This window comes from Agromyces sp. NPDC056523 (assembly GCF_042794545.1).
Classification (GTDB): Bacteria; Actinomycetota; Actinomycetes; order Actinomycetales; family Microbacteriaceae; genus Agromyces.
Map to the genome: position 1 here is coordinate 443,606 of NZ_JBHTTM010000003.1, position 25,902 is coordinate 469,507.

Sequence of the window (25,902 nt, forward strand, 5' to 3'; positions counted from 1 at the left end):
CGGAACCGGCCCGGGATTGCGAATGTGAGCGACGCCTCATGTGAGGCCTGCTGGCATGGCGGATGGCGCGGAACCGCCCCCGATCGCGAATGTGAGCGACGCCTCATGTGAGGCCGGCTGACATGGCGGATGGCCCGGAACCGGTCTGGGATCGTGTGCGTCGGTGTATGCGAGCTGCGCGCCTCATGTGAGGCTGCGCCGACATGAGCCGACTGGAAACGGTCGTCGGTTGCCGATGGGCAATCGTGACACTCGAGGGCGGATGGCGCGAGTACCGCGGTCCACGCGTTTCGCGAGCACTGCGCGGTGTTACGAGGGTATGACAGCTCGGGGAGGGCGCAGCAGGCGTCGATATACTGGCTCGACCATGGATGACCCTCCCTCTGCGAATTCCCCTGGCCATAGACCCTCGCCCGTGACCGAACGGGGTGGTGCGGATGTCTGAGTGGATCCTCCTCGGCATCGGACTCCTCCTCACGATCGGCACGGGCTTGTTCGTCGCGAGCGAGTTCGCGCTCGTGAACCTCGACCGATCCGACCTCGAGGCGCGCCGCGCCAGGGGCGAGACCCGGCTCGGCATGACGATCGAGGCGCTCAAGATCACCTCGACGCACCTGTCGAGCGCGCAGCTCGGCATCACCCTGACCACGCTGCTCACGGGGTACACGATGGAGCCGGCGATCTCGTCGCTGCTCGCCGAGCCGTTGCGTGCGCTCGGACTTCCCGAGGGAGCCATCCGGCCCGTCGGCGCGACGACCGCGATGGTCGTGGCGACGCTCCTGTCGATGATCATCGGCGAACTCGTCCCCAAGAACTTCGCGCTCGCGCTGCCGCTCGCGACCGCCAAGATCGTGATGCCGTTCCAGACCGCGTTCACGTGGGTGTTCCGCCCGGCCATCGCCGTGCTGAACGGCAGCGCCAACGGGCTGCTGCGCCTGATCGGCATCGAGCCGAAGGAGGAGCTGTCGGGCGCGCGCTCGGCCGAGGAGCTCTCCTCGCTGGTGCGCCGGTCGGCGAGCGCGGGCCTCCTCGAGGAGGACACCGCCACCCTGCTCGGCAAGACCCTTCGCTTCTCCGAGCACGACGCATCCGACGTGATGACGCCGCGGCCGCGCGTGGCCGCCGTGCAACGCACCGAGCCGGCCGAGGCCGTCATCGAGCTGGCGCGGCAGACCGGCTTCTCGCGGTTCCCGGTGTACGACGAGGACCTCGACGACGTCGTCGGCCTCGTGCACGTCAAGCAGGCGGTTGCGGTGCCGCGCGAGAAGCGCGGCGACGTGCCCGCCTCGGCGCTCCAGACCGAGGCGCTCCGCGTGCCCGAGACGATGAAGCTCGACATGCTCCTCGGCGAGCTCCGCGGCCGCGGGTACCAGATGGCCGTCGTCGTCGACGAGTACGGCGGCACCGCCGGCGTGACGACCCTCGAGGACCTCGTCGAGGAACTCGTCGGCGAGGTGTCCGACGAGCACGACCGGACCCGTGCGGGCGTGGTACGCCGAGGTGAGTTCGTGAGCTTCCCCGGCATCCTGCGGCCCGACGAGCTGCTCGATCGCACCGGCATCCGGGTGCCCGAGAACGGCGCCTACGAGACCGTCGCCGGCTACGTGATGGCCGCCCTCGGCCGCATGCCCGTCGTCGGCGACGAGATGGACGTGGAGGGAGGCCGGTTCCGCGTGCAGCGCATGGACGGCCGGCGCATCGACCGCATCCAGTTCACCCCGGCCACCGCGCGAACCCATGCCGACACCATGACGGAGGTGGAGCGATGAGCGACTGGGCCGGACTCGCTTGGCTGTTCGTGCTGCTGCTCGGCAACGCCTTCTTCGTCGGCGCCGAGTTCGCCGTCATCTCCGCTCGACGCTCGCAGATCGAGCCCCTCGCCGAGAAGGGCCGGCGCAGCGCGAAGACCGCCCTGTGGGCGATGGAGCACGCCACGCTCATGCTCGCCATGAGCCAGCTCGGCATCACGATCTGCTCGCTCCTGATCCTCACCGTCTCCGAGCCCGCGATCCACCACCTGCTCGAGATCCCGCTCGAGGTCACCGGATGGTCCGAGGAGGTCGTCTCCACGATCGCCTTCGTCGTCGCGTTGCTGCTCGTGTCGTACCTGCACGTCGTGCTCGGCGAGATGGTGCCGAAGAACCTGTCGTTCACGCTGCCCGATCGCGCGGTGCTGGTGCTCGCGCCGCCGCTCGTGTTCATCGCGCGCGTCTTCCGACCGGTCATCGTCGCGCTCAACGCGACGGCGAACGGCGTGCTGCGGCTGTTCGGCGTCGAGCCGAAGAGCGAGGCGACCTCGACGTACACGCTCGAGGAGGTGCAGACGATCGTCGACCAGTCCCGCCGCGAGGGCGTGCTCCACGACGCCAGCGGCACGCTCTCCGCCGCGTTCGAGTTCACGACGAAGCGGGTGAGCGACGTCGCGGTGCCGATGTCCGAGCTGGTCTGCCTGCCGGCGGAGGCCACGCCGGCCGACGTCGAGCGCGCGGTCGCGCGTCGCGGCTTCTCGCGGTACGTCCTCGCCGGTCCCGACGGGGAGCCCGACGGCTATGTGCACCTCAAGGACGTGATCGACCTCGACGAGGACGAGTTCGACGATCCGCTGCCGGCCAAGCGCGTGCGGCGACTCGTGTCGATCTTCGCCGGAACCGACCTCGAGGATGCGCTCGCCACGATGCGGCGCCAGGGCGCGCACGTCGCGAGGGCGTTCGACGACCAGGGCGCCACCACGGGAGTGATCTTCCTCGAGGACATCATCGAGGAGCTCGTCGGCGAGGTCGAGGACGCCACCCGACGGGGCTGAGATCGCGGCGCCCGGGCCTGACCCACCCGGAGGGGAGGCGCGGCCCGGGCACGCGCGGCGTAGACTTCGCGCGTCACGAGAGCCGAGGTGCATTCATGTTCGAGAAGTCCATCGCAATGGCCGTCCTCGCTGCGTCCGACCAGGAGCGCGCCCGGAAGTTCTGGAAGGACGTGTTCGGGCTCAGTCCCCTCCGCACGGACATGGGCGGCGACTTCTACGTCATCGGCGGCGTCGGAGTGATGGTCTACGAGTCGCAGTTCGCTGGCACCAACCGCGCGACGGCGTTCACGCTCCTGACCGACGACCTGGACCGCGACATGGCCGCGCTCCGCGCCAAGGGCGTCGAGTTCCATGAGTACGACATGCCGGGCATCAAGACGGAGAACGGCGTCGTCGACATGGACGGCGAGCGCGGCGCGTGGTTCGACGACAGCGAGGGCAACATCATCGCGCTGTCGCAGCCGTCGAAGTTCAACATGGACGAGGCCAGGGCCATCGTCGCCGGCGCGCGCCTGTAGGTCGACCCGTCAGAACTCGCCGTCGTTGACCTCTGCACGAGCGCGGAGGTACTGCGGCGGCCACATCGCCCACCCGGCGCCGAGCTCGTACGCGGCGCGCAGCGCGAAGTGCGGGTCGCGCATCATGGCCTTGCCGAACATCACGGCGTCGGCGGCGCCCGAGGCCACGAGCTCCTCGGCCTGCGCCGCCGTCGTGATGCGACCCACGGCCGACACCGACACGCCCGCGCGACCGCCCACGAACTCCGCGTGGGCCGCCTGGTAGGCGGGCCCGACCGGGATGCGTACGTCGCGCACGAGCCCGCCCGTGGAGATGTCGAAGAAGTCGGCGCCCGCCTCGGCCGCCCACCCGGCCACGGTCGCCGTCTGCTCCTCATCCCATCCGCCGGGCGCCCAGTCGGTCGCCGAGAAGCGCACGAACAACGGCATCCGCTCGCCGATCTCGGCGCGCACGGCGCGCACGAGCTTGAGCAGCAGGCGCGCCCGGTTCTCGAGCGACCCGCCCCATCGGTCCTCGCGCAGGTTCGACAGCGGGGAGAGGAACTGGTGCACGAGGTAGCCGTGCGCCGCGTGCACCTCGACCACGTCGAAGCCCGCCTCGACCGCTCGCCGCGCGGCCGCCCGGAAGTCCTCGATCACCGCGAGGATGCCGGCCTCGTCGAGTGCGGCCGGCTCCCGTAGGCCGTCGAACGCGATCGCCGACGGCGCGACCGTCTGCCAGCCGCCATCCTCGAGGGGGCTGCGATCCAGACCTGCGCAGGTGCTCCTGCCACACCGACGCCTTGCGTCCGGCATGCGCCAGCTGGATGCCGGATGCGGCGCCCTGCGATCGGATGAATCGCGTGACGCGCGCCCACGCTTCGGCCTGCGCATCGTTCCAGATGCCGGTGTCGTGATCGGAGATGCGACCCTCGGGGCTCACCGCGGTCGCCTCGGCGAGGACGAGCCCGGCGCCGCCCGCGGCCATCGATCCGAGGTGCACGAGGTGCCAGTCGTGCGGCACACCGTCGAGCTCGGTCACCGAGTACTGGCAGAGCGGCGGCACCCACACGCGGTTGCGGATCTCGAGGCCGCGGATGCGGATGGGCCGGAAGAGCGCGGGCACGTCGTCGGCGCGGACCGTGCCGGACGCGACGGTGCCGGAGGCGCTCACGCGGCGAGCCCCCGCAGCCAGGACTCCAGCGCAGCGGCATCCGTGAAGACAAGGCCGTCGCCGCCGACGGCGCGCGCACCCTCGACGTTGACCGCCTTGTTGTCGATGAACAGCAACTCGGACGGCTCGATGCCGAGCTCGGCCATGACGTGGCCGTAGATGTCGGCGCCCGGCTTGATCATGCCGAGCTCGCCGCTGACGAAGACGTGCTCGAACAGGGACGCGAACGACCCGTTCCGGAGCCAGCCGGAGAAATCCGCCCCCGCGTTGGAGAGCAGCGCCATCCGCGTGCCCCCGTCGTGCAGCGCGTGCAGCACCGCCAGGGTCGCGGGATCGACGCTCAGCCAGCTGCGGTGGTCGAGCGCCCAGAGCTCGTGGACGTCGACCGCCGACCACGACGTGCCGAGGCGGGCGGCGACGCCCGCCCAGTAGTCGGCGATCGACAGGGTGCCGCGGTCGAGCTCGTCGCGGTGCTCCCAGTACGCCGGCCAGAAGTCGGTGTCGTCGGCGTCGGCCCGCGCGACGAGCGCGGCCCGGTCGGCCTCGGACGGCGCACGCGAGATCACCTCGCCGTAGTCGAAGACGACGACGCGCGGAGCCAGGCTGATCGGCTGGAGATTGGTCGGGGGCATGCCCTTCAACCTATCGTTGGGGCATGACCACCGGCGCATGGCGTGAATGGACCGCCGAGGACGCATCCGCATGGCTCACGGCCCCCACCGCCGACGACGACAAGTACCGACGCGGCGTACTCGGCGTGATCACGGGGTCGCCCGACTTCCCCGGCGCCGCCGTGCTCGGGGTCGAGGCCGCGCACCGGACGGGTGTCGGCATGGTCCGGTTCACCGGCCCCCGCGCGGTGCGCCAGGCGGTCCTCGCGGCGCGGCCCGAGACCGTCGCCGTCCCCGGGCGCGTGCAGGCCTGGCTGCTCGGGTCGGGCATGGACGCCGACCGCCGCTCGTTCGTGCTCGCCGGCGACCTGCAGCACGCGCTCGCCTCGGGCGAACCCAGCGTGCTCGACGCCGGCGGCCTCGACCTGGTCGGCAGCCACACCGGGCCGACCGTGATCACCCCGCACGCGCGCGAGCTCGCGCGGCTGCTCGCCGATCGCGACATCGAGGGCTCCGTCGAGCAGGTCGAGGACGACCCCGCCGGTTCCGCGGCGCGCGCCGCGCACGAGCTGCAGGTCGCGGTGCTGCTCAAGGGCGCCGTGACCCACGTCTGCGACCCCGACGGCACGCGGCTCACCGTGACGGCGTCGACGCACTGGCTCGCGAGTGCCGGAACCGGCGACGTGCTCGGCGGCATCGTCGGCGCGCTCGCGGCGACGCACCACGAGCGGTTCGCGTCCGACGCCACCGCGATCACGTACCTCGCGGCGACCGCCGCCTTCATCCACTCCGAGGCGGCGCGCCGGGCGAGCGAGGCGCAGGGCGGCGGTCCGGTGATCGCGATGGATGTCGCGGGAGCCATCCCGCCGGTGGTCGGCAGCCTCCTGCGGGGCTGACCCATCCCCGCGTTCGTTAGGCTCGGTTGCCATGGCGGAGGGAGTCGTCGGCGCAGCTGAAGCGGAGGAGCGCCGGCCCGGGATCCTCCGCCGGCGGTTCGGCGGGAGGACGGCGCTCTGGATCGCCTTCGCGGTCGTGCACGCCGTGCTCGCGTCGATCAACCTGTCGGGCGTGGGCAACGCGCTCGGCGACGTGACGCTCGTGTACCGCGTGTGGGCCGAGACGGCGCAGCAGGGTTGGGTCCGGATGGGCATCGACGTGCCGTGGGTGTACCCGATCCTCGCGTTCGCGCCGATGACGGCGGCGCTCGCGTTCGGTTCGGACTGGTACGGCGCCACGTGGCTCGCGATGGTCTCTGTGCTCGACGCGATCGCGTTCGCGGTGCTGCTCGGCGTCGGCACGCTGTCCCGACGGCGGCGCGCGGCCGCGTGGTGGTGGCTCGCGTTCCTGGCGCTGCTCGGACCCATCGCGCTCGGTCGCATCGACGCGGTGACCGTGCCGTTCGCGATCGTCGGGCTGCTGTGGGCGGCGGGCCGCCCGCGCCTCGCCGCCGCGATGCTCACGATCGGCGCGTGGATCAAGGTGTGGCCCGCCGGGCTCGTCGCGGCGCTGGTCGTGGCGGTGCGGCGGCGCGGCGAGGTCGTCATCGTCGGGGCGGCGCTCACGGTCGGCATCCTGGGCGTGAGCCTGCTCGCCGGTTCCGGCCCGAATGCGCTCGGCTTCATCGCCGAGCAGGCGGGTCGCGGCCTCCAGGTGGAGTCGGCGTTCGCGGTGCCGTGGCTGTGGTGGATCGTCGCGGGGACGTCCGAGGCGACGATCGTGTACGACCGCGACATCCTGACGTTCCAGATCGCCGGTCCGGGGGCGGATGTCGCGGCCGCACTCACCACGCCCCTGATGGCGGTGGGCGTGGCCGTCGTGCTCGCGGCGGGCATCCGGGCGGTGCGGCGCGGCGCCCCGCTCGTGGCGCTGCTGCCCCCGCTCGCGGTCGCGTTCACGACCGTGCTGATCGTCGCGAACAAGGTCGGGTCGCCGCAGTTCGCCACGTGGCTCGCCGCACCCGTGGTGCTCGGCCTCGTGCTGGGCGGTTCGCGATACGTCGTGCCGGCCGCGCTGGCGGCGGCGATCGCGGTGCTGACGCAGGTGATCTACCCGTACTGGTACGGATGGCTCCTCATCGCCAATCCCGGGTTCGTGCTGCTGCTGACGGTGAAGGTGCTGCTCCTGCTCGTGCTCCTCGTCTGGGCGGTGCGAGCGGTGTGGCAGGCTGGGTCCGCGCGTGCGCCGTCGATTGGCCCCATCGACTGAGGGGCTGCCGGCGCGCGGGTGGGAGGAGGACCCATGCTCGTCGCGTTCTCCGTCGCTCCGAGCGGCACCGGCCGCAGCGACGGTTCGGTGCACGATGCGGTCGCCGAGGCGGTGCGCATCGTGCGCGAGTCCGGGCTGCCGAACCGCACGACCTCGATGTTCACCGAGATCGAGGGGGAGTGGGACGAGGTCTTCCGGGTGATCCGCGACGCGTGCGACGCGGTCGCCGACTACGGCTCGCGGGTCTCGCTGGTGCTGAAGGCCGACATCCGGCCCGGGTTCACCGGCGAGATCGAGGCGAAGCTGGACCGCCTCGAGGCGGCCATCGACAACGACGGCTGACGGCCGACGGCGTATGACGGCGCGGGTCGTCCGCGCGTGCCGCCCGTTTGTCGAATCGATTCGATCCGTGGCATGATCGACGGGTGACCCACGCTTCCGACGGGCCGACGACGTTGTCGCCGGCCCGTATCCGTTTCGCCCTCCTCGCCCTCGCGATGGGCGGCTTCGGCATCGGCGCGACCGAGTTCGTCGCGATGGGCCTGCTGCCCGAGATGGCCGCCGACCTCCTGCCCGGCCTGGCCGCGACCTCGACCGATGCGGCCAACGCCGCGGCCGGATGGATCATCTCCGCCTACGCGCTCGGCGTGGTCGTCGGCGCGCCCACGATCGCCGCCGCGGCCGCCCGCTGGCCGCGCAAGCGATTGCTGCTGGTCCTGCTCGCCGCGTTCAGCATCGGCACGCTCGCCTCGGCGCTGCTGCCGACCTTCGAGCTCGTCGTCGCCGCGCGGTTCGCCGCGGCGCTGCCGCACGGTGCCTACTTCGGCATCGCGTCGCTCGTCGCGGCCGGTCTCATGGGGCCGGGCAAGCGCGCCCGCGGCGTCGCCCTCGTCCTCTCGGGCCTCACGATCTCCAACGTCGTCGGCGTCCCGCTGATCACCTGGCTCGGCCAGCAGGCCGGATGGCGCGTGGCCTACGTCGCCGTCGCGGCCATCTTCGTGGCGACCTTCATCGCCGTCGCGGCGGCCGTGCCGTGGCAGGCCGGCGACCCGTCCGCCACGATCGTGCGCGAGCTCCGGGTCTTCACGCGCGTCCAGGCGTGGTTCGCGCTCGCGATCGGCGCCATCGGGTTCGGCGGACTGTTCGCGGTCTACAGCTACGTCGCGCCGCTCGCGACCGAGGTGACCGGGCTGCCCGCTTCGTTCGTCCCGGTCGTGCTCGTGGTGTTCGGCCTCGGCATGACGATCGGCAACCTCGTCGGCGGGCGCCTCGCCGACTGGAGCGTGCGACGCTCGATGTACCTGTTCTTCGCCACGCTCGCCGGCTCGCTCGTGCTGACGGCGCTCACCGCGTGGCATCCGCTCGGGCTCGGAGCAGGGGTCTTCCTCGTCGGGGCGTCGGCCGCGGCGCTCTCGCCGACGATCCAGGCGCGCCTGATGGACATCGCGCGCGACAGCCAGTCGATCGCCGCGGCCCTGAACCACTCCGCGCTGAACATCGGCAACAGCCTCGGCGCCATCGTCGGCGGCATGGTGATCGCGGCCGGGCTCGGCTACGTCGCACCCGTGTGGGTCGGCCTCCTCTTCACCGTCGCCGGAAGCGCCCTGGCGGTCGCGACGTTCTCGCTCGACCGGGTGCGCCGGCGTCGCGGCATCCCCATGCCGTCGGTCACGGGCGCGATCGGCGCGGTCGGCGACTGAGGCCGCGGCTCACTCGGACTGCAGCAGGATGCCGTCGGCGATCGCGCGCTTGCGCAGCGCCACCTTGGTTCCCACGTCGTAGCCGGCGAGGCGGTACTTCTCGCGGATGCGCTTGAGGTAGCTCTTCGCGGTCTCCTCGGAGATGCCGAGCTGGAACGCCACCGCCTTCACCGGCTGACCGGCGCCGTAGAGCGCCATGACGCGACGTTCCTGCGCGCTCAGGCGAGGGGCGGCACCATCGTCGTCGAGCGCATCCTCGAGCTCGCGGCTCAGGTAGGACTCGCCGCGCTGCGCGGCGCGGAGGGCCTCGACGATCGTCTCGACGGGCTCGGACTTCACGAGGTAGCCGAGTGCGCCCGCGCCGAGCGCCTCGCGCACGACCGCGGGCTCGGAGTACGTGCTCATCAGCATGGTGCGCACGCCCGCCGACTTCAGGGTCGACAGCTTGATCGAGATCGGGATGTTGTCGCGGAGGTCGAGATCGAGCAGGACCACGTCGACGGGGAACTCCGGATGCGCGAGCAGTTCGGACCACGACGGCACGGCGGCCACGAGGTCGATGTCGGACGCAGCACCTCGGAGCCACTCGGAGAGCGCACCGAGGAGCATGCGGTGATCGTCGACGATGGCAAGTCGGATGCGCGACGGTTCCAGGTCGGCCACGTCATACTCCCCTCGGATAGGCGGCGCTGCGTGGCGCCGATGTGCCTCCCCGGACCGTGGGCTCGATCCGGCAGTCCACGTCGACCCGGAACCCGTCGGGTCCTTGGGCGACGTCATGTCCTCCGACACTAGCGAGTGCCTCCCAGGTCGCGGCGTCGACCTTCCGTGCAGTGACACCGGCAACTTCGAATCGGATGGCGACGCGCGACGCGTCGCCGAGGGGGTCGGCGTCGACGTCGGGGTCGGCCTCGGCATCGCGGCACAGGACGCGCACCTCGAGCGGCGGCTCCGACGCCTTGCGACGGCGTTGCCCCGCGATGAGCCAGAGCGCGAGCAGGAGGCCGTCGCGCTGCGGCGGTGCGAGGAGCCCCGCGAGGCCGCCGGGATCGTCGACCGTCACGCGACGGCTGAGATACGCGGACTCGGTGACGGCGTGGCGCAGCCAGGTGTCGGTGCGTCCCTCGATGAGCCGGATGCGCAACCGGGCAGCGAGCTGGCCCGCGCGGTCGGCGGCATCGGCCGGCAGCGGGATCGCGATCCGTCCGGATCCGACGTCGTCGAGCAGCGACTCGGCGTCGAAGTCGAGCTCGGCCAGCTCTTCGGACGCGCGCATGCCGACCGCCGATCGCGGCGTGGCCACGGTCGACTGCACGAGCGAGAGGTCGAGCTCGCGGCCGACGAGCCGCCGGAACCCGCGGACCGCGACCGTCACGAGCACGACCGGCACCACGGCGCTCGCTGCGATGCCGAGCCCGACGACCGTCATGGTCTCGGCTTCCGGGGCCTGGAGGAGCGCGAAGACCGCCAGGACGGCGGCGACGATGGACGCCGCGGCGACCGGCGTCCGGGTCTCGCGGAGGGCGGCCACCGGCATGAGCACGGCCGCGGCCGCAGGGGCGGCGGTGGGCGTGATGCCGAGCGGCAGGAGCGAGGACGTCGCGGCGACGTCGAGCCAGACGGGCACCGCCAGGCCGATGAGGAGGGCGACGAGCACGGTGTCGGAGACCTGGCTCAGCCCGCGCGTCGCCACGACGCCGCCGAGGATCACCACGGCGAGGGCGATCCAGCCGGGAAGCGGCGACGTGCCGGGCGGGAAGGTCGACGCCAGCGAGATCACGTGGACGAGGTGCGCGAGCACGATCGCGCCCGCTGCGAGCGCGACGCCGGCGGCGAGCCGCCGCCCGCCGTGGGCGCTGCGGATGTCCTCGGCGGCACGCGCCGACCGTTTCGGCCGGCGGAACTGGCTCTCGTGCGTGGTGTCTCGGGGCGCCTCGTCGCCCGAGGTGCGTCGCAGCAGGTTCACGGCTTCGGCACCTCCAGCATCACGGTCGTGCCCGAGCCAGGCGAGCTGAAGACCCGAGCCCGCCCGCCGACGGTGTGCAAGCGGCCGACGACGGACTCGGCGAAGCCGAGCCGCGCCGGATCGACGGCCGCGGGCTCGAACCCGTTGCCCTGGTCGGTCACCATGGCACGCACCGTGCGCTCGTCGTCGGTGATCGTGACGTCGGCCTCGTTGACGCCCGAGTGGCGCCGCACGTTCTCGAGGCACTCGCCGAGCGCGCCGAGCAGCGCGTCGAGGGTGTCGCGAGGGAGTAGGAGCTGGCCCGCGCCATGCCACTTCACGTCGAGGCCCATGCGCGCGAACCGCTTGCGGACCGACTCGAACGTGGCACCCAGTCCGCCGCCGGCGACCGAGGACTCGGGGGAGAAGATGGCACTCGACCCGTTCTCGAGCGGCGCCCCGAGTCGAAGCTGCCGAAGCAGCCGTGCATCGTCGCCGGCCTGCTGGCGAAGCGCGCTCGCGCCGACGCCGACGCCGGAATGTGCGAGCAGGCTCAGCGTCGCCAGCACGGTGTCGTGCAGCACGCGGGCATCCTGGCGCTGCTGCGCCTCGGACTCGCTCGCGAGCCGCTCGGCCTCGTGGGCGCGGCCGACCTCGTCGATCCGCTCGGCCGCGCGGTCGATCGCGCGCGCGAGCCAGACGCCGGTGACGATCATCGCGATCCAGCCGGCCATCGCCGCGACGAGGACGAGGCCGACCTGGGCGCCGGTGGCCGCGCAGATGCCGAGCGAGCCGAGCACGGCGGCGACGGCCGCGACGATGATGCCGGTTCCGTTCGGCCGGACGAGCGTCGGGACGGCGATGGCGGGCGCGGTGAGCCCGGCCGTGATGGCCATCGCCGTGGCTGCTGCCGGATCGAGGACCGTGTCGACCCCGATCGCGAGGAGGAGCCCGACCGTCGCGACGATGGCGCCCACGGTGGGGAGCAGGGCGCCGCGAGACGTCGCGAGCACCACCAGGACGATGACGAGCAGGTCCAGCGCCACGACGACGGCGAAGCGCTCGTCGTCGAGCGCGCCTGGCACGAGCAGGCAGGCGAGCGCGAGGATCCCGCCGGTGAGCCCCCCGGCGCGCGCGAGGCGGCGCAGCAGCCGGTCGCGTTCCTTGTCGATGCGACGCATGCCACCCCCTCCTGTGACGCCCGTCGGCACGGCGCACTGCATCGCCGTCAGGTACGAAGATAACGCAGTACGACCCCCGTATGCGGGTCAATCGCTCTCGAAGCGGACTATTCCGCCCGGAACGTCATGCCGCGAGCAGGTTCGCGATGGCGGCGCCGACCGCGTCGTCCTCGATGAGGAAGGCGTCGTGGCCGTAGTCGGATCGGAGCACGACGGGCTCGGGTCCGTGGACGCTGCGGGTGAGCCGGCCGGCGATCTCGCGCTGCCCGTCGAGCGGGAAGTACCGGTCGCTGTCGATGCCGAGCACGAGGCTGCGCGCCGTGATGCGCTCGAGCGCGGCATCCACCCCACCCCTGCCGCGGCCGAGGTCGTGCGAGTTCATCGCCTCGGTCAGCACGAGGTAGCTGTTCGCGTCGAAGCGCCGCGTGAACTTGTTGCCGTGGAAGTCGAGGTAGGACTCGACCGCGAAGCGCCCGCCGCCGCCGAGCGGGTCGAGGCTCGACTGCCAGCTGCGCTCGAATCGGTGGTTCAGCTCGGCAGGCGTGCGGTAGTTGAGCATCGCCATGCGGCGCGCGAGTGAGAGCCCGCGCGTCGGCCCCTCGCCGTCGGGCGCGTCGTAGTAGGCACCGCCGTTGTAGGCGGGGTCGCTGCGCACCGCTTCGAGCTGGACCGAGTTCAGCGCGATCTGGTCGGCCGTCGAGGCCGCGGGCGCCGCGAGCACGGCGATCCGCTCGACCGCCTCGGGCGCCATCGCCGCCCACTCGAGCACGTGCATGGCGCCCATGGAGCCGCCGACGACCGCGGCGAAGCGGTCGATGCCGAGCTCGCGGGCGAAGGCGACCTGTGCGCGCACCTGATCGCGGATGGTCAGGAACGGGAACCTCGCGCCCCACTCCACGCCGTCGGGGGCGACCGACGCCGGGCCGGTCGAGCCCTGGCATCCGCCGACCACGTTCGGCGCCACCACGAAGTACCGTTCCGTATCGATGGCGCGGCCGGGCCCGACGACGCCCGGCCACCACCCGGCGCTCGGGTGCCCCGGGCCGGACGGGCCGATCACGTGGCTGTCGCCCGTGAGCGCGTGCAGCACGAGGATCGCGTTGTCGCGGGCGGTCGAGAGCTCGCCCCACGTCTCGTACGCGATGCGCACCCCCGGAAGCACCAGGCCGGACTCGAGCGCGAGGTCGCCGATGCGTGCGAAGCGGCGGTCGCCGGGCGGATCGCCCTCGCGCCACGCGCCCGTGACCGGTGCGCGCCCGGCGAGCTGGTGGGCGGCACGGGCCTCGGGCACGATGCTCGCGGGCACCGTCTCCGAGATCGTCTGCCAGTCCATGCCTCGATTCTCCCGGACCGCCGCACCGCCCGGGCGACTGTTACGTCGTCGCGCCGAGACGACGGATGCCGCGTCCCGGGCGGGACGCGGCATCCGGTCGATGCTCAGGTGGGGGCTCACACGCGCGCGGCCTCGGTGGCGCGACGGGCGGCGGCGAGGCCGGCCTCGAGGTCGGCCTTGAGGTCGTCGATGTTCTCGATGCCGACCGAGAGCCGCACGAGGCCCGGTGTGACGCCGGTGGTCAGCTGCTGCTCGGGGGTGAGCTGCGAGTGCGTGGTCGACGCGGGGTGGATGACCAGCGAGCGCACGTCGCCGATGTTCGCGAGGTGGCTGAACAGCGACAGGCTGTCGACGAGCGCGCGGCCGGCGTCGACGCCGCCCTTGAGCTCGAACGAGAGCACCGCGCCCACGCCCTTGGGCGCGTACGTGTTGGCCGCGGCGTACCAGGGGCTCGACGGCAGGCCCGAGTAGTTCACGTGCGCGACATCGGGGTGGTCGTCGAGCCACTCGGCGATCTCCTGCGCGTTCTGCACGTGGCGCTCGATGCGCAGCGATAGCGTCTCGATGCCCTGGATGAGCTGCCAGGCGCTCGCGGGGGCGATGGAGGAGCCGAGGTCGCGAAGCAGCTGCACGCGCGCCTTGATGACGTACGCGAGCGCGTCGCCGACCGCGGCGGTGTAGCTGGCGCCGTGGTACGACGGGTCGGGCTCGGTGAGGCCGGGGAACTTCTCGACGTTCTTCGACCACTCGAAGCGGCCGCCGTCGACGATGACGCCGCCGATGACCGTGCCGTGGCCGCCGAGGAACTTGGTCGCCGAGTGGATCACGATGTCGGCGCCGTGCTCGAACGGCCGGATGAGGTACGGCGTCGCGATCGTGTTGTCGACGATGAGCGGGATGCCGTTGTCGTGCGCGATGCCTGCGACGAGCCCGATGTCGAGCACGTTGATCTTCGGGTTGCCGATCGTCTCGGCGAAGAACAGCTTGGTGTTGGGGCGGACCGCGCGACGCCACTCGTCGGCGTCGTCCTGGTTCTCGACGAAGGTGGTCTCGATGCCGAGCTTGGCCAGCGTGTACTTGAAGAGGTTGTACGTGCCGCCGTAGATCGAGCTCGACGAGACGATGTGGTCGCCGGCCTGCGCGATGTTCAGCACGGCGAACGTCTCGGCCGCCTGGCCCGACGCGACGAGGAGGGCACCGCTGCCGCCCTCGAGCGCGGCGAGGCGCTCCTCGACCACGGCCTGCGTGGGGTTCATGATGCGCGTGTAGATGTTGCCGAACTCGGCGAGCGCGAACAGGTTCTGCGCGTGCTCGGCCGAGTCGAACACGTACGACGTGGTCTGGTAGATCGGGGTGGCGCGAGCCTTGGTCACCGGGTCGGGCGCAGCGCCCGAGTGCACCTGCTTCGTCTCGAAGCGCCAGTCGGCGGCGGCGTTCTCAGCCATGTGGGACTCCTTCAGCGTCGGGGTGCGGCCCCGCCGCATCCGTCGACCACCGTACGAGCGACCCCCTGGGGGTTCAACGGATGCCGCAACACGGCGTCATCCGGTGGGCTCGCCGTCCTTCCGCGCCTCCCGGCTCGGCGCGGCATCCGGCGCCGTCGCATCCTCGGCCTCCGAGCGCGGTGCGGCCGGCAGCGGCGGCAGCGCCTCGGGTGGCAGCACGATCGTGCCGGTGGCGGTCATCGGCTCGGGCCGGAACAGCCATCGCGCGCGGGGCTCGACGAGCGGGCGGAAGACGCGGCGCACGGGCTTCAGCGAGAGCACGACCGAGACGAGCACGCAGAAGACGATCATGGCCGGCAGCACCCACCACGGTTGCTCGCCCTCGAGGATCGGCGTCTCGCGCAGCGGGAACAGCACGAACGAGTGCAGCAGGTAGATGTACATGGTCGCGCTGCCGAACGCCGTGAACCACGTGGTGCGGCGGGGCATGAGCATGAGGAACGCCACCGAGAGCAGCATGGCGAGCAGCAGCAGGAAGAGGCGGATGGCGCCCGACCACGGTTCGTCGTAGCCGATCGCGACGTACGACTCGTCGTAGAGCATGAACCGGCGCAGCTTCAGGTCGCGCCAGGTCTCGATGGCGACGGGCATGAGCACGAGCAGCGCCGCGAAGACGGCGATGGCGCCCGCTCGCCAGCGCCAGGTCGAGGCGGTCGTCAGGTCGAGCCAGCGGTCGGTGATGCGCCACTGCCGCAGCTTCCAGCCGAACACGAAGAACGGCAGCATCCCGAAGGTGCGCGAGAGTGCGAGCGTCGAATCGATCTCGGCGGTGTAGCCGGCGCCGATCGAGATGGCGATGGCGATGAGCAACGGGAACCGCAGCAGCACCAGGTAGGGCAGCACGATGCGCCAGATCGCGAGGGCGATGAGGAACCAGAGTGTCCACGACGCGGTCGTGTAGTCGAGCGCGAACCCGCCGCCGAGGAGGAACCGGACGATCGTCCAGATCGTCTCGAAGATCAGGAAGGGGAAGACGATGTCGGTGAGGATCTGCCGCATGGCGCGCGCGTTCGGCGGACCGGACTTGGCGAAGTACCCGGCCACCGTCACGAACACCGCGACGTGGAACGAGTAGATGAAGAGGTAGACGCTGTATGCCGCGTCGTCCTCGCCGATGAGCGGCAGGATGCCGTGCCCCACCACCACGAGCGTGATCGCGATCCAGCGCGCGTTGTCCCAGAGGGGGACCCGGCGCTTGCGGTTCGGCGGCCGGGGTGCGCGGGCGGCGGGCGTCGGCAGCATCCGCCCATTCTCCCGCACCGCCGGGACCTCCGGCACGTCGCCGCTTCCCGTCCAGTGCAGAATGACGGCATGGACGGCATGCGCGCGGTGGTCACGGGAGCGAGTTCGGGGATCGGCGCCGCCACGGTGCGCGGCCTCCGGGCCGCCGGATGGGACGTGGTCGCGGTCGCGCGACGCGCGGACCGGCTCGCCGCGCTCGCCGACGAGACGGGCGCGTCGACGTTCGTCGCCGATGTCACGAGCGACGCGGATGTCGCGGCCCTGCGCGGTCACCTGGCCGGCATCGGCGGCATCCATGCCCTCGTCAACAACGCGGGCGGCGCGAAGGGCCTGGCCTCCGTCGAGGAGTCCGACCTCGACGACTGGGCGTGGATGTTCGAGGTCAACGTGCTCGGCGTGAAGCGCGTCACGAGCGCGCTGCTTCCGCTGCTCCGGCGAGGCGCCGAGGAGCGCGGCGTCGCCGATCTCGTGAACGTCACCTCGGTCGCCGGGCACGAGGTGTACGCCGGCGGCGGCGGGTACAACGCTGCGAAGTTCGCCGCTCACGCCATGACGCAGGTGCTCCGGCTCGAGCTCAACGGCGAGCCGATCCGCGTGATCGAGGTCGCGCCCGGGATGGTGCGGACGGAGGAGTTCGCCCTCGTGCGGTTCGGCGGCGACCGCGCCAGAGCCGACGCGGTCTACGACGACGTCCCCGAGCCGCTCGTCGCGGAGGACGTCGGCGCCGTCATCGTCGACGCCATCTCGCGCCCGCGCCACGTCGACCTGGATCTCATCGTGGTCCGGCCCGTCGCCCAGGCCGCGGCCCACCGGCTCGCGAGGGGCGCGTTGCGGGTGCGGGGGAGCGAGGCGCCGTGACCAGCCCGATCCCAGCCGACGAGGAACGGCGCCATCGCTGGGTCCATGCGACATCGCGGCCGCTCGCCGTGTTCGGCGTCCTCTTCGTGGTGTCGTACGTCATCTACGTGCTGTGGATCGACCTGCCGGACTGGCTCCGGCCGATCCTCGTGACATTTCTCGTCGCCGGCTGGGCCGCCTTCGTCACCGACGTCATCGTGCAGATCGCGCTCACCCCGCGCGGCCGGCGGTGGTCGTGGATGTGGCGCCATCCGGTCGAGGTGCTCTCGGCGCTTCTGCCGCTGTTCCGGGCGCTCCGCGTAGTCTCCCTCGTCCGGCACCTCCCGGCGCTCGAACGCCACACGACGGGCGCCGTGCGGGCACGATTCGTGTCTGAGGCGCTGACCTACGCGATCGTGTTCGTCTTCTTCATCGCACTCGTGACCTACCACGCGGAGCGGGACGCTCCTGGCGCCACGATCGTCACCTTCGGCGATGCGATCTGGTGGGCGTTCGTCACCCTCGCGACGGTGGGCTATGGCGATATGTACCCGATCACCACGCTCGGCCGCACGTACGCCGTGCTGCTCATGGCCGGGGGTGTCGCGATCCTCGGCACCGCGTCGGCGGCGCTGGTGTCGGTGCTCAACGAACGCCTGTCCAAGCTTCGGCGCGGAGCCGGTGCGGACACACCGCTCGCGGAGCGCACGGGCCTCCTCGACGACGCCACCGGCGCACCGGCGTCCGGTCTGCGCGAGGACCTCCCCGCCGTCGACGACGGCGGCCGGTCGAACGGAGACGGCCCTGCCGGCGGCCGCCCCGCCCGCTAGCCTTGGCGGAATGAGCTTCGATGCGAACGACGCCGCGAGCGGCGCGGACGGGGTCCGCCGCGAGATCCTGACCTGGGACGACTTCTCGTCGGCGGCGCGCGGGCTCGCCGCCGAGGTGCTGGCGTCGGGCTTCCGTCCCGATGTCGTGATCGCGATCGCGCGCGGCGGACTGCTGCTGGCCGGAGCGATCTCGTACGCGCTCGGCACCAAGCAGTGCGGCTCGATCAACGTGGAGTTCTACACGGGCGTCGACGAGAGACTGCCCGAGCCGGTGCTGCATCCGCCGATGCTCGACGTGCCGGCGGTGGCGGGCAGGTCCGTGCTGCTGATCGACGACGTCTCCGACTCCGGACGGACGCTCGCCAAGGTCGTCGACCTGCTCGTCGAGGCCGGCGCCGACGTGCGCACCGCCACGCTCTACGTCAAGCCGCGCACGGTGCTGGTGCCCGACTTCGCGTATCGCGAGACCGACGACTGGATCGTGTTCCCCTGGTCGTCGTTGCCGCCCGTCGAGGCGGCGGAGGGCGTCCGGTGAGCGTGCACCTCGTCGGCGGCGGATGGCGCCCCGAGCACGCGGCATCCGTCTACGGCCCGTTCCTCGCCGAAGCGAGTGAGGCGGCGGCACGGGACGGCCTGGATCGCCCTCGCGTCGCGGTGCTCCTCGTGACGGGCGGGACCGAGGCCGCCGAGGAGGCGTCGCGATGGCGGGCGACTCTCGAGTCCGTCGCCGACGCGGAGGTCGCGATCACGGCCGTTCCCGAGCACGGCTCGTTCGAGCCGTCCGTGCTCGCCGGGGCGCATGCCGTGCTCGTCGGCGGCGGTCTCACGCCCTCGTACCGGCGCGCCGTGGAACCGGTCGCCGGGGAGCTGCGCCGGCTCGTGGCATCCGGGCTGCCCTATCTCGGCTTCTCGGCCGGAGCCGCGATCGCCTCCGACACGGCCCTGCTCGGCGGATGGCGCATCGGGGGCGTCCCCGTCGCGCCCGAGGAGGCATCGGAGGACCTCGACGAGGTCACGGCCGAGGCGGGGATCGGACTCGTCGACCTCACGGTCGACTGCCACGCCGCGCAATGGGGCACGCTCACGCGGCTCATCGCCGCCACCGAGGCGGGCCTGGTCGACGGCGGCATCGCGATCGACGAGGACACCCTGTTCTCGATCGGCACCGCCGGGCTGCGCGTGGCCGGTGCCGGGACCGTCTGGAGCGTGACCGCGTCCGGCGACGGCGTGGCGGTCCGGAGCCTCGCGGGCTGATGGCGCGCACGCTGCCCGAGCTCGCCGAGTCGGGCCTCATCGATCCGTCGTGGGCCGCGGCGCTCGCGCCGGTCGCCCCGGACATCGCGCGCATGGGCGAGTTCCTGCGGGCCGAGGTCGCCGGCGGGCGACCGTACCTGCCCGCAGGCGATCGCGTGCTGCGCGCCTTCCAGCAACCGCTAGACGACGTGCGGGTGCTCATCGTCGGGCAGGACCCGTATCCGACGCCTGGGCACCCCATCGGCCTGTCGTTCGCGGTCGAGCGGCACGTGCGTCCGCTGCCGCGGAGCCTCGCGAACATCTACCGCGAACTCGGTGACGACGTCGGCGTGCGTGCACCCTCGCACGGCGACCTCGGCGCCTGGAACCGCGGCGGCGTGATGCTGCTGAACCGGGTGCTCACCGTGCGGCCGGGGGATCCCGGTTCGCACCGCGGGGCCGGGTGGGAACGCGTCACCGACCATGCGATCCGCACGCTCGTGACGCGCGGCGGCCCGCTCGTCGCGATCCTCTGGGGCCGCGACGCCCAGTCGCTGCGACCGCTCCTCGCCGACGTCCCGCGCGTCGAGTCGGTCCATCCGAGCCCGCTCTCGGCGTCGCGCGGGTTCTTCGGGTCGAAGCCGTTCAGCCGCGCCAACGCGCTGCTCGTCGAACAGGGCGGGGAGCCGGTGGACTGGTCGATCCCCGACTGACGCGTCGTCCCGACATCCGCCCGCAATGTCGCACGCGTAGCATGGCGGAATGCTCGAGGAGGAATACCAGCAGCGGCGCGTGCTGCCGCGTCACCTTCGCACGCCCGAGCCCGTCGAGCCGCCGTTCTCGTACGAGATCCGGCCCGCGCGTGCCGGAGACCTCCCGGCCGTGCGCGAGATCTACAACTACTACGTGGCCAACTCGACGGTGACCTTCGACGAGGACGCCATGACGCTGCGCGAGTGGAAGCAGAAATTCGCGCAGCTCCAGCAGCTGGGGCTCCCCTTCCTCGTGGCCGCGTCGCCGTCGGGTCAGCTGCTCGGGTACGCGCTCGTGGCGCCGTGGAAGCCCAAGCGCGCCTACCGGTACACGGTCGAGGACTCGATCTACCTCGGCCCCGCGGCATCCGGCAAGGGGCTTGGCCGCGCGCTGCTCGGGGCCCTCATCGACGCGTCGAAGGCCGCCGGGCTCAAGGAGATGCTGGCCGTCATCGCCGACCAGGGCGCCGAGGCGTCCATCGCGCTGCACGAGAACTTCGGGTTCACCGAGATCGGCCGCATGGGCCGCGTCGGATTCAAGTTCGACCGCTGGCTCGGCACCATCCTGCTGCAGAAGACGCTGAAGTAGCGGCCAGATCCGGGGCATAGGCTCGACGCGTGGTCGACGCCCTGCACGAGTACACCGCCCTCGAACTCCACCAGCTGCTGCAGCGCCGCGAGGTCTCGCCCGTCGAGGCGACCGCGCATTACCTCGAACGCGTCGGGCGACTCGATGCCGTCGTCGGCGCGTTCGCGCACGTGACTCCCGACGCGGCGCTCGAGCGGGCCCGTGCGGTCGAACGCGACGTGCCGACGGCCGCGCCGCTCTGGGGCATGCCGCTCGCCGACAAGGACCTGCACCCTCGCGCCGGCGTGCCGACCGCGTTCGGCTCGCGCGCGCACGCGGGCGAGGTGCCCGAGGAGTCGGACGACCTGGTCGCCGCGCTCGACGCTGCGGGGGCGGTCAGCCTCGGCAAGACGGCGACGCCCGAGTACGGGCTGCCGTCGTACACCGAGCCGCTCGCGGGGCGGCCGGCGCGCAACCCGTGGAACCTCGAGCTGGGGGCCGGCGGATCCAGCGGAGGAGCAGCCGCGGCCGTGGCGGCGGGACTGCTGCCGTTCGCCCCGGGCAACGACGGCGGCGGATCGATCCGCATCCCCGCGGCATCCTGCGGGTTGGTCGGCGTGAAGCCGTCGCGGGGACGCGTGCCCTCGGGCTCCGGCCTGGACCGCCTCGCCGGGCTCGGCGTCGTCGGGCCGCTCGCCCGGACCGTCGCGGACGCCGCACTGCTGCTCGACGGCATGGTCGCGCCGCACGGGTACCCGGCGAGCCATCCGTTCGCGGTGCGCGCGCCCGGGGACGACGGTCCCTTCCTCGGGGCGGCGATCCGCGGCGAGGGGCGGTTCCAGGTCGGCGTGCTGCGCGACACGCCGTGGGACACCTTCACCGAGATCCGTCTCGACCCCGAGGCGCGCGACGCGCTCGACGCCGGTATCGCCCTGCTCGACCGGCTCGGGCACGGCGTCGAGGAGGTGCCGCCGACCTCGGAACCGGGCTATCCGGCGGCCTTCCGCACCATCTGGCAGGCGGGCGCGGCCACGATCGACGTGCCCCCCGAGCGGCACCACCTGCTCGAGCCGCTCACGCGCTGGCTCATGGCGCGCGGGCGCGAGCGGTCGGCGGGCGACCTCGCGGCCGCGCTGTCGTGGCTCGTGGGCTTCGAGCGCCGCACGATCGCGCGCTTCGCGCCGTTCGACGCGGTGCTCACGCCTGCGCTCGCCCTCACGCCGCGACCGGTGGGCTGGTACGACGCCGAGGACGGCGAGGAGAACTTCGCCCAGCAGGTGCGGTTCACGCCGTACACCTCGTTCGTCAACGTCGCGGGGCTGCCGGCGCTCGTCCTGCCCGTGCACGACACGGCGGCGGGGCTGCCGATGGGCGTGCAGCTCATCGGTCGCCCCGGGGGCGAGGCCGCGCTGTTCGCGATCGCCGCGCAGCTCGAGCGTGCGGCGCGACGCGGGCGGCGGAGGCCGCCCGTCTGGTGAGGCGGTTCCCGGTCGGGGGATGGCGCGGCGCGCGTGACGGCCGGTGACGAGCCGTTCCGGAGGCCGCGGTCCGTGTGCAAGACTTAGGTAATGCTTACCTCACTCGCCGCGACCGACGTCGCCGCACGCCCGCGCCCCGCGTACCGCTCGTTCCGCGCGACCGTGTCGCGTGTGCGGCACCTCACGCCGCACTTCACGCGCGTGACGTTCGGTGGCGACGACCTGGCGGGCTTCGGCACGGCCGGCCTCGACCAGCGCGTGAAGGTGGTGCTGCCGCTCCCGGGCACCGGGTTCGCGGACTTCCCGGCGGGTGAGGACTGGTACGCGGCCTGGCGGGAGCTCCCCGCCGAGCGGCGGAACCCGTTCCGCACGTACACGATCCGCGCGGTGCGCCCCGAGCTCCGCGAGGTCGACATCGACTTCGTCGCCCACGGCGACACCGGCCCCGGCTCGGCGTGGGCCACGCGCGCCCGCATCGGCGACGAGGCCGTCCTGGTCGGGCCCGACGAGCTGAGCGGGGGCCGCACGATCGGCATCGACTGGCGTCCCGGCGCGGTGGACACGGTCCTGCTCGCGGGCGACGAGACCGCGGCGCCCGCCATCTGCGCGATCGTCGAGTCGCTGCCCGCCGACGCGACCGGCGCCGCCATCATCGAGGTGCCCACCGCCGACGACGTGCTCGAGCTGCGCGCGCCCGCCGGCATCGAAGTGCGCTGGCTGCCGCGTGCGGATGGCCAGGCCCACGGCGAACGGCTCGTTCCGGCGGTGCGCGACTGGGTGGCCCGCACGTGCTGGCTTCGCGACTGCGCCGACCCGGCGAGCGCGCAGGCCGAGATCGAGCGCCGCACGCTCGCCGAGCTCGAGGCCGCGGCCGATGCCGACGGCATCCTCTGGGACGTGCCTGAAGGCACGAGCCTCGACGGGGACTGCTATGCCTGGCTCGCGGGCGAGGCCTCCGTCATCACCGCGCTCCGGCGCTTCCTCGTGCGCGAGGCCGGCCTCGACCGCCGCCAGGTGGCGTTCATGGGCTACTGGCGGCGGGGCCGCGCCGAACTCTCGTGAGCGCGGCGACCACCGTGGTCACCGCGTCGCCGGCTCGCCCGTCCGTTCGGGACTCGACGGTCGAGCGGCCCCGGGCCCGGCGCGGCATCGCAGTGCTCGCGATCGCGGCCGTGGCGCTCGTGGCGGTCGTCGCCGTCAGCCTCGCGCTGGGCGTGCGCCTGATCGACCCGGCGGACGTGTGGCAGGCGCTCGTCGCACCCGACCTCACCGACCCCGACCAGGCGGTGGTCGTGCAGCTGCGCGTGCCCCGCACCATCCTCGGGATCGCCGCCGGCGTCGCGCTCGGCCTCGCGGGCACCCTCATCCAGGGTGTCACCCGCAACCCGATCGCCGATCCGGGCCTGCTCGGGGTGAACGCGGGCGCCTCGCTCGCGGTCGTGCTCTGCATCTCGCTGCTCGGTGTGGGCTCGCCGCTGGGCTACATCTGGTTCGCCTTCGCAGGCGCCGCCGCGGCAGCCGTCATCGTCTTCGCGATCGGCGGCGCGCAGCCGGTGCGCCTCGCGCTCGTGGGTGCCGCGCTCACCGCGCTGCTCACCCCGCTCATCGCACTCGTGCTCCTGCGCGACACCGAAGCGTTCAACCAGTACCGGTTCTGGGCCGTCGGGTCGCTGACCGGGCGCGACCTCTCGACGGTCGCGGCCCTCTGGCCGTTCCTCGCGGTCGGCGTCGTGCTCGCCGCGGGCCTCGCGCATCGCCTCAACCTCCTCGCGCTCGGCGACGACGTCGCCGCCGCGCTCGGCCAGCGCGTCGGCGTGACCCGAGCCGTGTCTGGCCTCGCGCTGGTGCTGCTGTGCGGCACGGCCGTCGCGCTCGCCGGGCCGATCGCGCTCGTGGGACTCGTCGTCCCGCATGTCGCGCGCCGCCTCGTCGGCAGCGACTACCGCTGGATGACGGCCGCCGCGGTCCTGCTCGGCCCCATCATGCTGCTGGCCGCCGACGTCATCGGGCGATTGGTCGTGCCGAACGCCGAACTCGAGGCCGGCGTGGTCGCGGCATTCCTCGGCGCGCCGGTGCTCATCGCGATCGCCCGGAGCCGACGGGTGGCCGGGCTGTGACGGCCGTCCTCGAGGTCGAGGCGGTCCGCCGGTCCGATCGCCGGCGGCACGCGGCCGTCGTCGGCATCGGGATCGCCGTGGCGGTCGCCGTCGGCCTCGCCGCGCTGTCGTTCGGCGCCGCGGGCGTGAGCGCCGACCGCGTCCTCGCGGTGCTGCTCGGCGGGGGCGATCGCCTCGACCGCCTCGTCGTGCTCGACCTGCGCCTGCCGCGGATCCTCGCCGCGGTGCTCGTCGGGACCGCGTTCGCGCTCGCGGGCGCGGTGTTCCAGGCGACGCTGCGCAACCCGCTCGCGAGTCCCGACATCCTGGGCATCTCGACGGGGGCGAGCCTGGCCGCGGTCTGGGCGATCCTCGTGCTCGGCGCGGGGGGCGCGCTGGTCGCGGGCGCCGCGTTCGGCGGCGGGCTGCTCGTGGCGCTCGTGATCTGGCTGGCGGCGTGGCGCCGCGGGTTGCACGGCGTGCGGTTCGTGCTCGTGGGTGTCGGGATGGCGTACCTCTGCGGCTCGACCGTGGCCTGGCTGCTCGCGCGTTCCGACGTCCGCGAAGCGCAGGCCGCACTGCACTGGACGGTCGGCAGCGTCGCCGACGTCCGCGGCGACGAGCTCGCGGTGCTGGCGATCGGCACGCTGGCGTGCGGGCTCGCCTTGGCCTTCGCCACCCGTCCGCTGCGCGCGCTCGCCCTCGGCGACGAGCACGCGATCGCGCTCGGCGTCCGGGCGGATGCGGCGAGGGTCGTGCTGCTCGTCATCGCCGTCGCGCTCGTGGCGCTGGCCACTTCGGTCGCGGGGCCGGTGGCCTTCGTCGCGCTCATCGCGCCGGCGATCGCGCGCCGACTCGCCGGCGGCGGGGGAGCGTCGGTGGCCGCCGCCGGTGCGGTCGGCGCGGTGCTCACCCTCGCGGCCGACGTCGTCGGCCAGTTCGCCGTCCCCGGCTTCACGGCGCCGCTCGGTGTCGTGACCGGCGTCATCGGCGCCCCGTACCTGCTGTGGCTGCTCGCCCGCACCGAGAGGACCCGCACATGAGCTCCCCGACCGTTCCCGCGCCTCGCGAGGCCGTGCGGCTCGCCGCCGAGGGCGTGAGCCTCGGCTACGACGGACGTCGCGTGATAGACGGACTCGACCTCGTGATCCCGCCCGGCCGGATCACGGCGATCGTCGGGCCGAACGCGTGCGGCAAGTCGACGCTGCTCCGGGGCCTCGCGCGCCTGCACCCGCTCGAGTCCGGACGCGTCACGCTCGACGGGCAGGACGTGGCCAGGATGCCGCGGCGCGACGTGGCTCGGCGCGTCGGCGTCCTGCCGCAGTCGTCGATCGCGCCCGACGGCGTCCGCGTGGCCGACCTCGTCGGGCGGGGGAGATACCCGCATCAGGGATGGTTCGGCCGCCACTCCAGCGACGACGACGAGGTGGTCGCCGAGGCGCTCGCGGCCACCGGGGTGGCCGATCTCGCGGACCGCCCGATCGAGGAGCTCTCGGGCGGCCAGCGCCAGCGCGTGTGGATCGCGATGGTGCTCGCGCAGCAGACCGACCTCGTCCTGCTCGACGAGCCGACGACCTTCCTCGACGTCACGCACCAGCTCGAGCTGCTCGACCTGCTGACCCAGCTCAACCGGGAGCGCGGGACCACCGTCGTGATGGTGCTGCACGAGCTGAACCTGGCCGCGCGCTATGCCGACCACCTCGTGGTCATGTCGGGGGGACGGATCGTCGCCGAGGGCGCGCCGGACGACGTGCTCACGGTCGAGACGGTGCGCGGGGCGTTCGGGCTCGAGGCCCACGTCGTGTCGGACCCGGTTTCGGGAGGACCGATGGTGGTGCCGGTCGGGCGGTTCCACGCCGCGTGACCCGGCGTGACGCACCCGCGTCATCTGATCAGATTTTAGGGTAGGCTT

General features: G+C 72.7%; 25 protein-coding genes and 1 pseudogene. 18 read left to right on the forward strand and 8 right to left on the reverse strand.

Annotated elements, in window-relative coordinates; all coding sequences use genetic code 11:
* Window positions 1-437: 437 nt before the first annotated feature.
* The 3 genes from ACFQ58_RS12910 (at window position 438) to ACFQ58_RS12920 (ending at window position 3,321) form a co-directional block, all read left to right on the forward strand.
* Entirely contained in the window at window positions 438-1,769 is a 1,332-nt protein-coding gene (locus ACFQ58_RS12910; protein WP_376951528.1) for a hemolysin family protein, read from the forward strand.
* Window positions 1,766-2,803: a hemolysin family protein gene (locus ACFQ58_RS12915; RefSeq protein ID WP_376951529.1), complete on the forward strand. Its 1,038-nt coding sequence runs from the start codon at window positions 1,766-1,768 to the stop codon at window positions 2,801-2,803. The genes ACFQ58_RS12910 and ACFQ58_RS12915 overlap by 4 nt, the downstream gene beginning before the upstream one ends.
* 95 nt (window positions 2,804-2,898) lie before the next feature.
* A complete protein-coding gene (locus tag ACFQ58_RS12920) occupies window positions 2,899-3,321 on the forward strand; it encodes a VOC family protein (RefSeq protein WP_376951530.1) in 423 nt (140 codons plus the stop codon).
* 9 nt (window positions 3,322-3,330) lie between these two features.
* On the opposite strand, the pseudogene ACFQ58_RS12925 reads toward ACFQ58_RS12920, so the two are convergent.
* Together ACFQ58_RS12925 and ACFQ58_RS12930 are read right to left on the reverse strand one after the other, a co-directional pair.
* Window positions 3,331-4,426 (reverse strand): annotated as a pseudogene (locus tag ACFQ58_RS12925) (NADH:flavin oxidoreductase/NADH oxidase).
* A gap of 44 nt (window positions 4,427-4,470) precedes the next feature.
* Window positions 4,471-5,106, reverse strand: a complete 636-nt coding sequence (locus ACFQ58_RS12930) for an HAD family hydrolase (RefSeq protein ID WP_376951531.1) — start codon at window positions 5,104-5,106, stop codon at window positions 4,471-4,473.
* 23 nt (window positions 5,107-5,129) lie between these two features.
* On the opposite strand from ACFQ58_RS12930, the gene ACFQ58_RS12935 reads away from it, so the two are divergent.
* The 4 genes from ACFQ58_RS12935 (at window position 5,130) to ACFQ58_RS12950 (ending at window position 8,990) form a co-directional block, all read left to right on the forward strand.
* Window positions 5,130-5,981: an NAD(P)H-hydrate dehydratase gene (locus ACFQ58_RS12935; RefSeq protein ID WP_376951532.1), complete on the forward strand. Its 852-nt coding sequence runs from the start codon at window positions 5,130-5,132 to the stop codon at window positions 5,979-5,981.
* A gap of 31 nt (window positions 5,982-6,012) precedes the next feature.
* A complete protein-coding gene (locus tag ACFQ58_RS12940) occupies window positions 6,013-7,290 on the forward strand; it encodes a glycosyltransferase 87 family protein (RefSeq protein WP_376951533.1) in 1,278 nt (425 codons plus the stop codon).
* Window positions 7,291-7,323: 33 nt separating this feature from the next.
* Window positions 7,324-7,632 (forward strand): MTH1187 family thiamine-binding protein, encoded by a 309-nt coding sequence (locus ACFQ58_RS12945; protein WP_376951534.1) that lies wholly within the window; start codon window positions 7,324-7,326, stop codon window positions 7,630-7,632.
* An 83-nt stretch (window positions 7,633-7,715) separates the two neighbouring features.
* Complete coding sequence (locus ACFQ58_RS12950; protein ID WP_376951535.1) at window positions 7,716-8,990, forward strand: MFS transporter; 1,275 nt, start codon at window positions 7,716-7,718, stop codon at window positions 8,988-8,990.
* Between the two features lie 9 nt (window positions 8,991-8,999).
* Here ACFQ58_RS12950 and ACFQ58_RS12955 read toward each other — a convergent pair whose 3' ends face one another.
* From ACFQ58_RS12955 to ACFQ58_RS12980, 6 genes are all read right to left on the reverse strand, one after another.
* Window positions 9,000-9,653 (reverse strand): response regulator, encoded by a 654-nt coding sequence (locus tag ACFQ58_RS12955; RefSeq protein ID WP_376951536.1) that lies wholly within the window; start codon window positions 9,651-9,653, stop codon window positions 9,000-9,002.
* A gap of 1 nt (window position 9,654) precedes the next feature.
* Window positions 9,655-10,956 carry a hypothetical protein gene (locus ACFQ58_RS12960; protein ID WP_376951537.1) on the reverse strand — a complete coding sequence of 434 codons (1,302 nt, stop codon included), beginning with the start codon at window positions 10,954-10,956 and terminating at the stop codon, window positions 9,655-9,657.
* Window positions 10,953-12,116 carry a sensor histidine kinase gene (locus ACFQ58_RS12965; protein ID WP_376951538.1) on the reverse strand — a complete coding sequence of 388 codons (1,164 nt, stop codon included), beginning with the start codon at window positions 12,114-12,116 and terminating at the stop codon, window positions 10,953-10,955. Before ACFQ58_RS12965 ends, ACFQ58_RS12960 begins: the two co-directional genes overlap by 4 nt.
* Before the next feature lie 124 nt (window positions 12,117-12,240).
* Window positions 12,241-13,449 (reverse strand): homoserine O-acetyltransferase, encoded by a 1,209-nt coding sequence (locus ACFQ58_RS12970; RefSeq protein WP_376951539.1) that lies wholly within the window; start codon window positions 13,447-13,449, stop codon window positions 12,241-12,243.
* Between the two features lie 116 nt (window positions 13,450-13,565).
* Window positions 13,566-14,894, reverse strand: a complete 1,329-nt coding sequence (locus ACFQ58_RS12975; RefSeq protein WP_376951540.1) for a bifunctional o-acetylhomoserine/o-acetylserine sulfhydrylase — start codon at window positions 14,892-14,894, stop codon at window positions 13,566-13,568.
* Window positions 14,895-14,990: 96 nt separating this feature from the next.
* On the reverse strand, window positions 14,991-16,196 hold the full coding sequence (locus ACFQ58_RS12980; protein WP_376951541.1) for an acyltransferase family protein: 1,206 nt from the start codon (window positions 16,194-16,196) through the stop codon (window positions 14,991-14,993).
* A gap of 69 nt (window positions 16,197-16,265) precedes the next feature.
* Between ACFQ58_RS12980 and ACFQ58_RS12985 the strand changes: the two genes are divergently transcribed.
* The 11 genes from ACFQ58_RS12985 to ACFQ58_RS13035 all read left to right on the forward strand — a co-directional run bounded on the left by ACFQ58_RS12985 (window position 16,266) and on the right by ACFQ58_RS13035 (window position 25,854).
* Complete coding sequence (locus ACFQ58_RS12985; RefSeq protein ID WP_376951542.1) at window positions 16,266-17,054, forward strand: SDR family NAD(P)-dependent oxidoreductase; 789 nt, start codon at window positions 16,266-16,268, stop codon at window positions 17,052-17,054.
* Complete coding sequence (locus tag ACFQ58_RS12990; protein WP_376951543.1) at window positions 17,051-17,863, forward strand: potassium channel family protein; 813 nt, start codon at window positions 17,051-17,053, stop codon at window positions 17,861-17,863. Before ACFQ58_RS12985 ends, ACFQ58_RS12990 begins: the two co-directional genes overlap by 4 nt.
* A gap of 10 nt (window positions 17,864-17,873) precedes the next feature.
* Window positions 17,874-18,398: a phosphoribosyltransferase gene (locus ACFQ58_RS12995; RefSeq protein WP_376951545.1), complete on the forward strand. Its 525-nt coding sequence runs from the start codon at window positions 17,874-17,876 to the stop codon at window positions 18,396-18,398.
* Window positions 18,395-19,117, forward strand: a complete 723-nt coding sequence (locus ACFQ58_RS13000; RefSeq protein ID WP_376951546.1) for a peptidase S51 — start codon at window positions 18,395-18,397, stop codon at window positions 19,115-19,117. The genes ACFQ58_RS12995 and ACFQ58_RS13000 overlap by 4 nt, the downstream gene beginning before the upstream one ends.
* Entirely contained in the window at window positions 19,117-19,809 is a 693-nt protein-coding gene (locus ACFQ58_RS13005) for a uracil-DNA glycosylase (RefSeq protein WP_376951547.1), read from the forward strand. The genes ACFQ58_RS13000 and ACFQ58_RS13005 overlap by 1 nt, the downstream gene beginning before the upstream one ends.
* A 49-nt stretch (window positions 19,810-19,858) precedes the next feature.
* On the forward strand, window positions 19,859-20,437 hold the full coding sequence (locus tag ACFQ58_RS13010; protein ID WP_376951548.1) for a GNAT family N-acetyltransferase: 579 nt from the start codon (window positions 19,859-19,861) through the stop codon (window positions 20,435-20,437).
* Window positions 20,438-20,466: 29 nt separating this feature from the next.
* Window positions 20,467-21,894: an amidase gene (locus tag ACFQ58_RS13015; RefSeq protein ID WP_376951549.1), complete on the forward strand. Its 1,428-nt coding sequence runs from the start codon at window positions 20,467-20,469 to the stop codon at window positions 21,892-21,894.
* 90 nt (window positions 21,895-21,984) lie between these two features.
* Entirely contained in the window at window positions 21,985-22,956 is a 972-nt protein-coding gene (locus tag ACFQ58_RS13020) for a siderophore-interacting protein (RefSeq protein WP_376951550.1), read from the forward strand.
* Entirely contained in the window at window positions 22,953-24,011 is a 1,059-nt protein-coding gene (locus ACFQ58_RS13025) for a FecCD family ABC transporter permease (RefSeq protein WP_376951551.1), read from the forward strand. Before ACFQ58_RS13020 ends, ACFQ58_RS13025 begins: the two co-directional genes overlap by 4 nt.
* Window positions 24,008-25,033 (forward strand): FecCD family ABC transporter permease, encoded by a 1,026-nt coding sequence (locus tag ACFQ58_RS13030; protein WP_376951552.1) that lies wholly within the window; start codon window positions 24,008-24,010, stop codon window positions 25,031-25,033. The genes ACFQ58_RS13025 and ACFQ58_RS13030 overlap by 4 nt, the downstream gene beginning before the upstream one ends.
* Window positions 25,030-25,854: an ABC transporter ATP-binding protein gene (locus ACFQ58_RS13035; RefSeq protein WP_376951553.1), complete on the forward strand. Its 825-nt coding sequence runs from the start codon at window positions 25,030-25,032 to the stop codon at window positions 25,852-25,854. Before ACFQ58_RS13030 ends, ACFQ58_RS13035 begins: the two co-directional genes overlap by 4 nt.
* The last annotated feature ends 48 nt before the right edge of the window (window positions 25,855-25,902 follow it).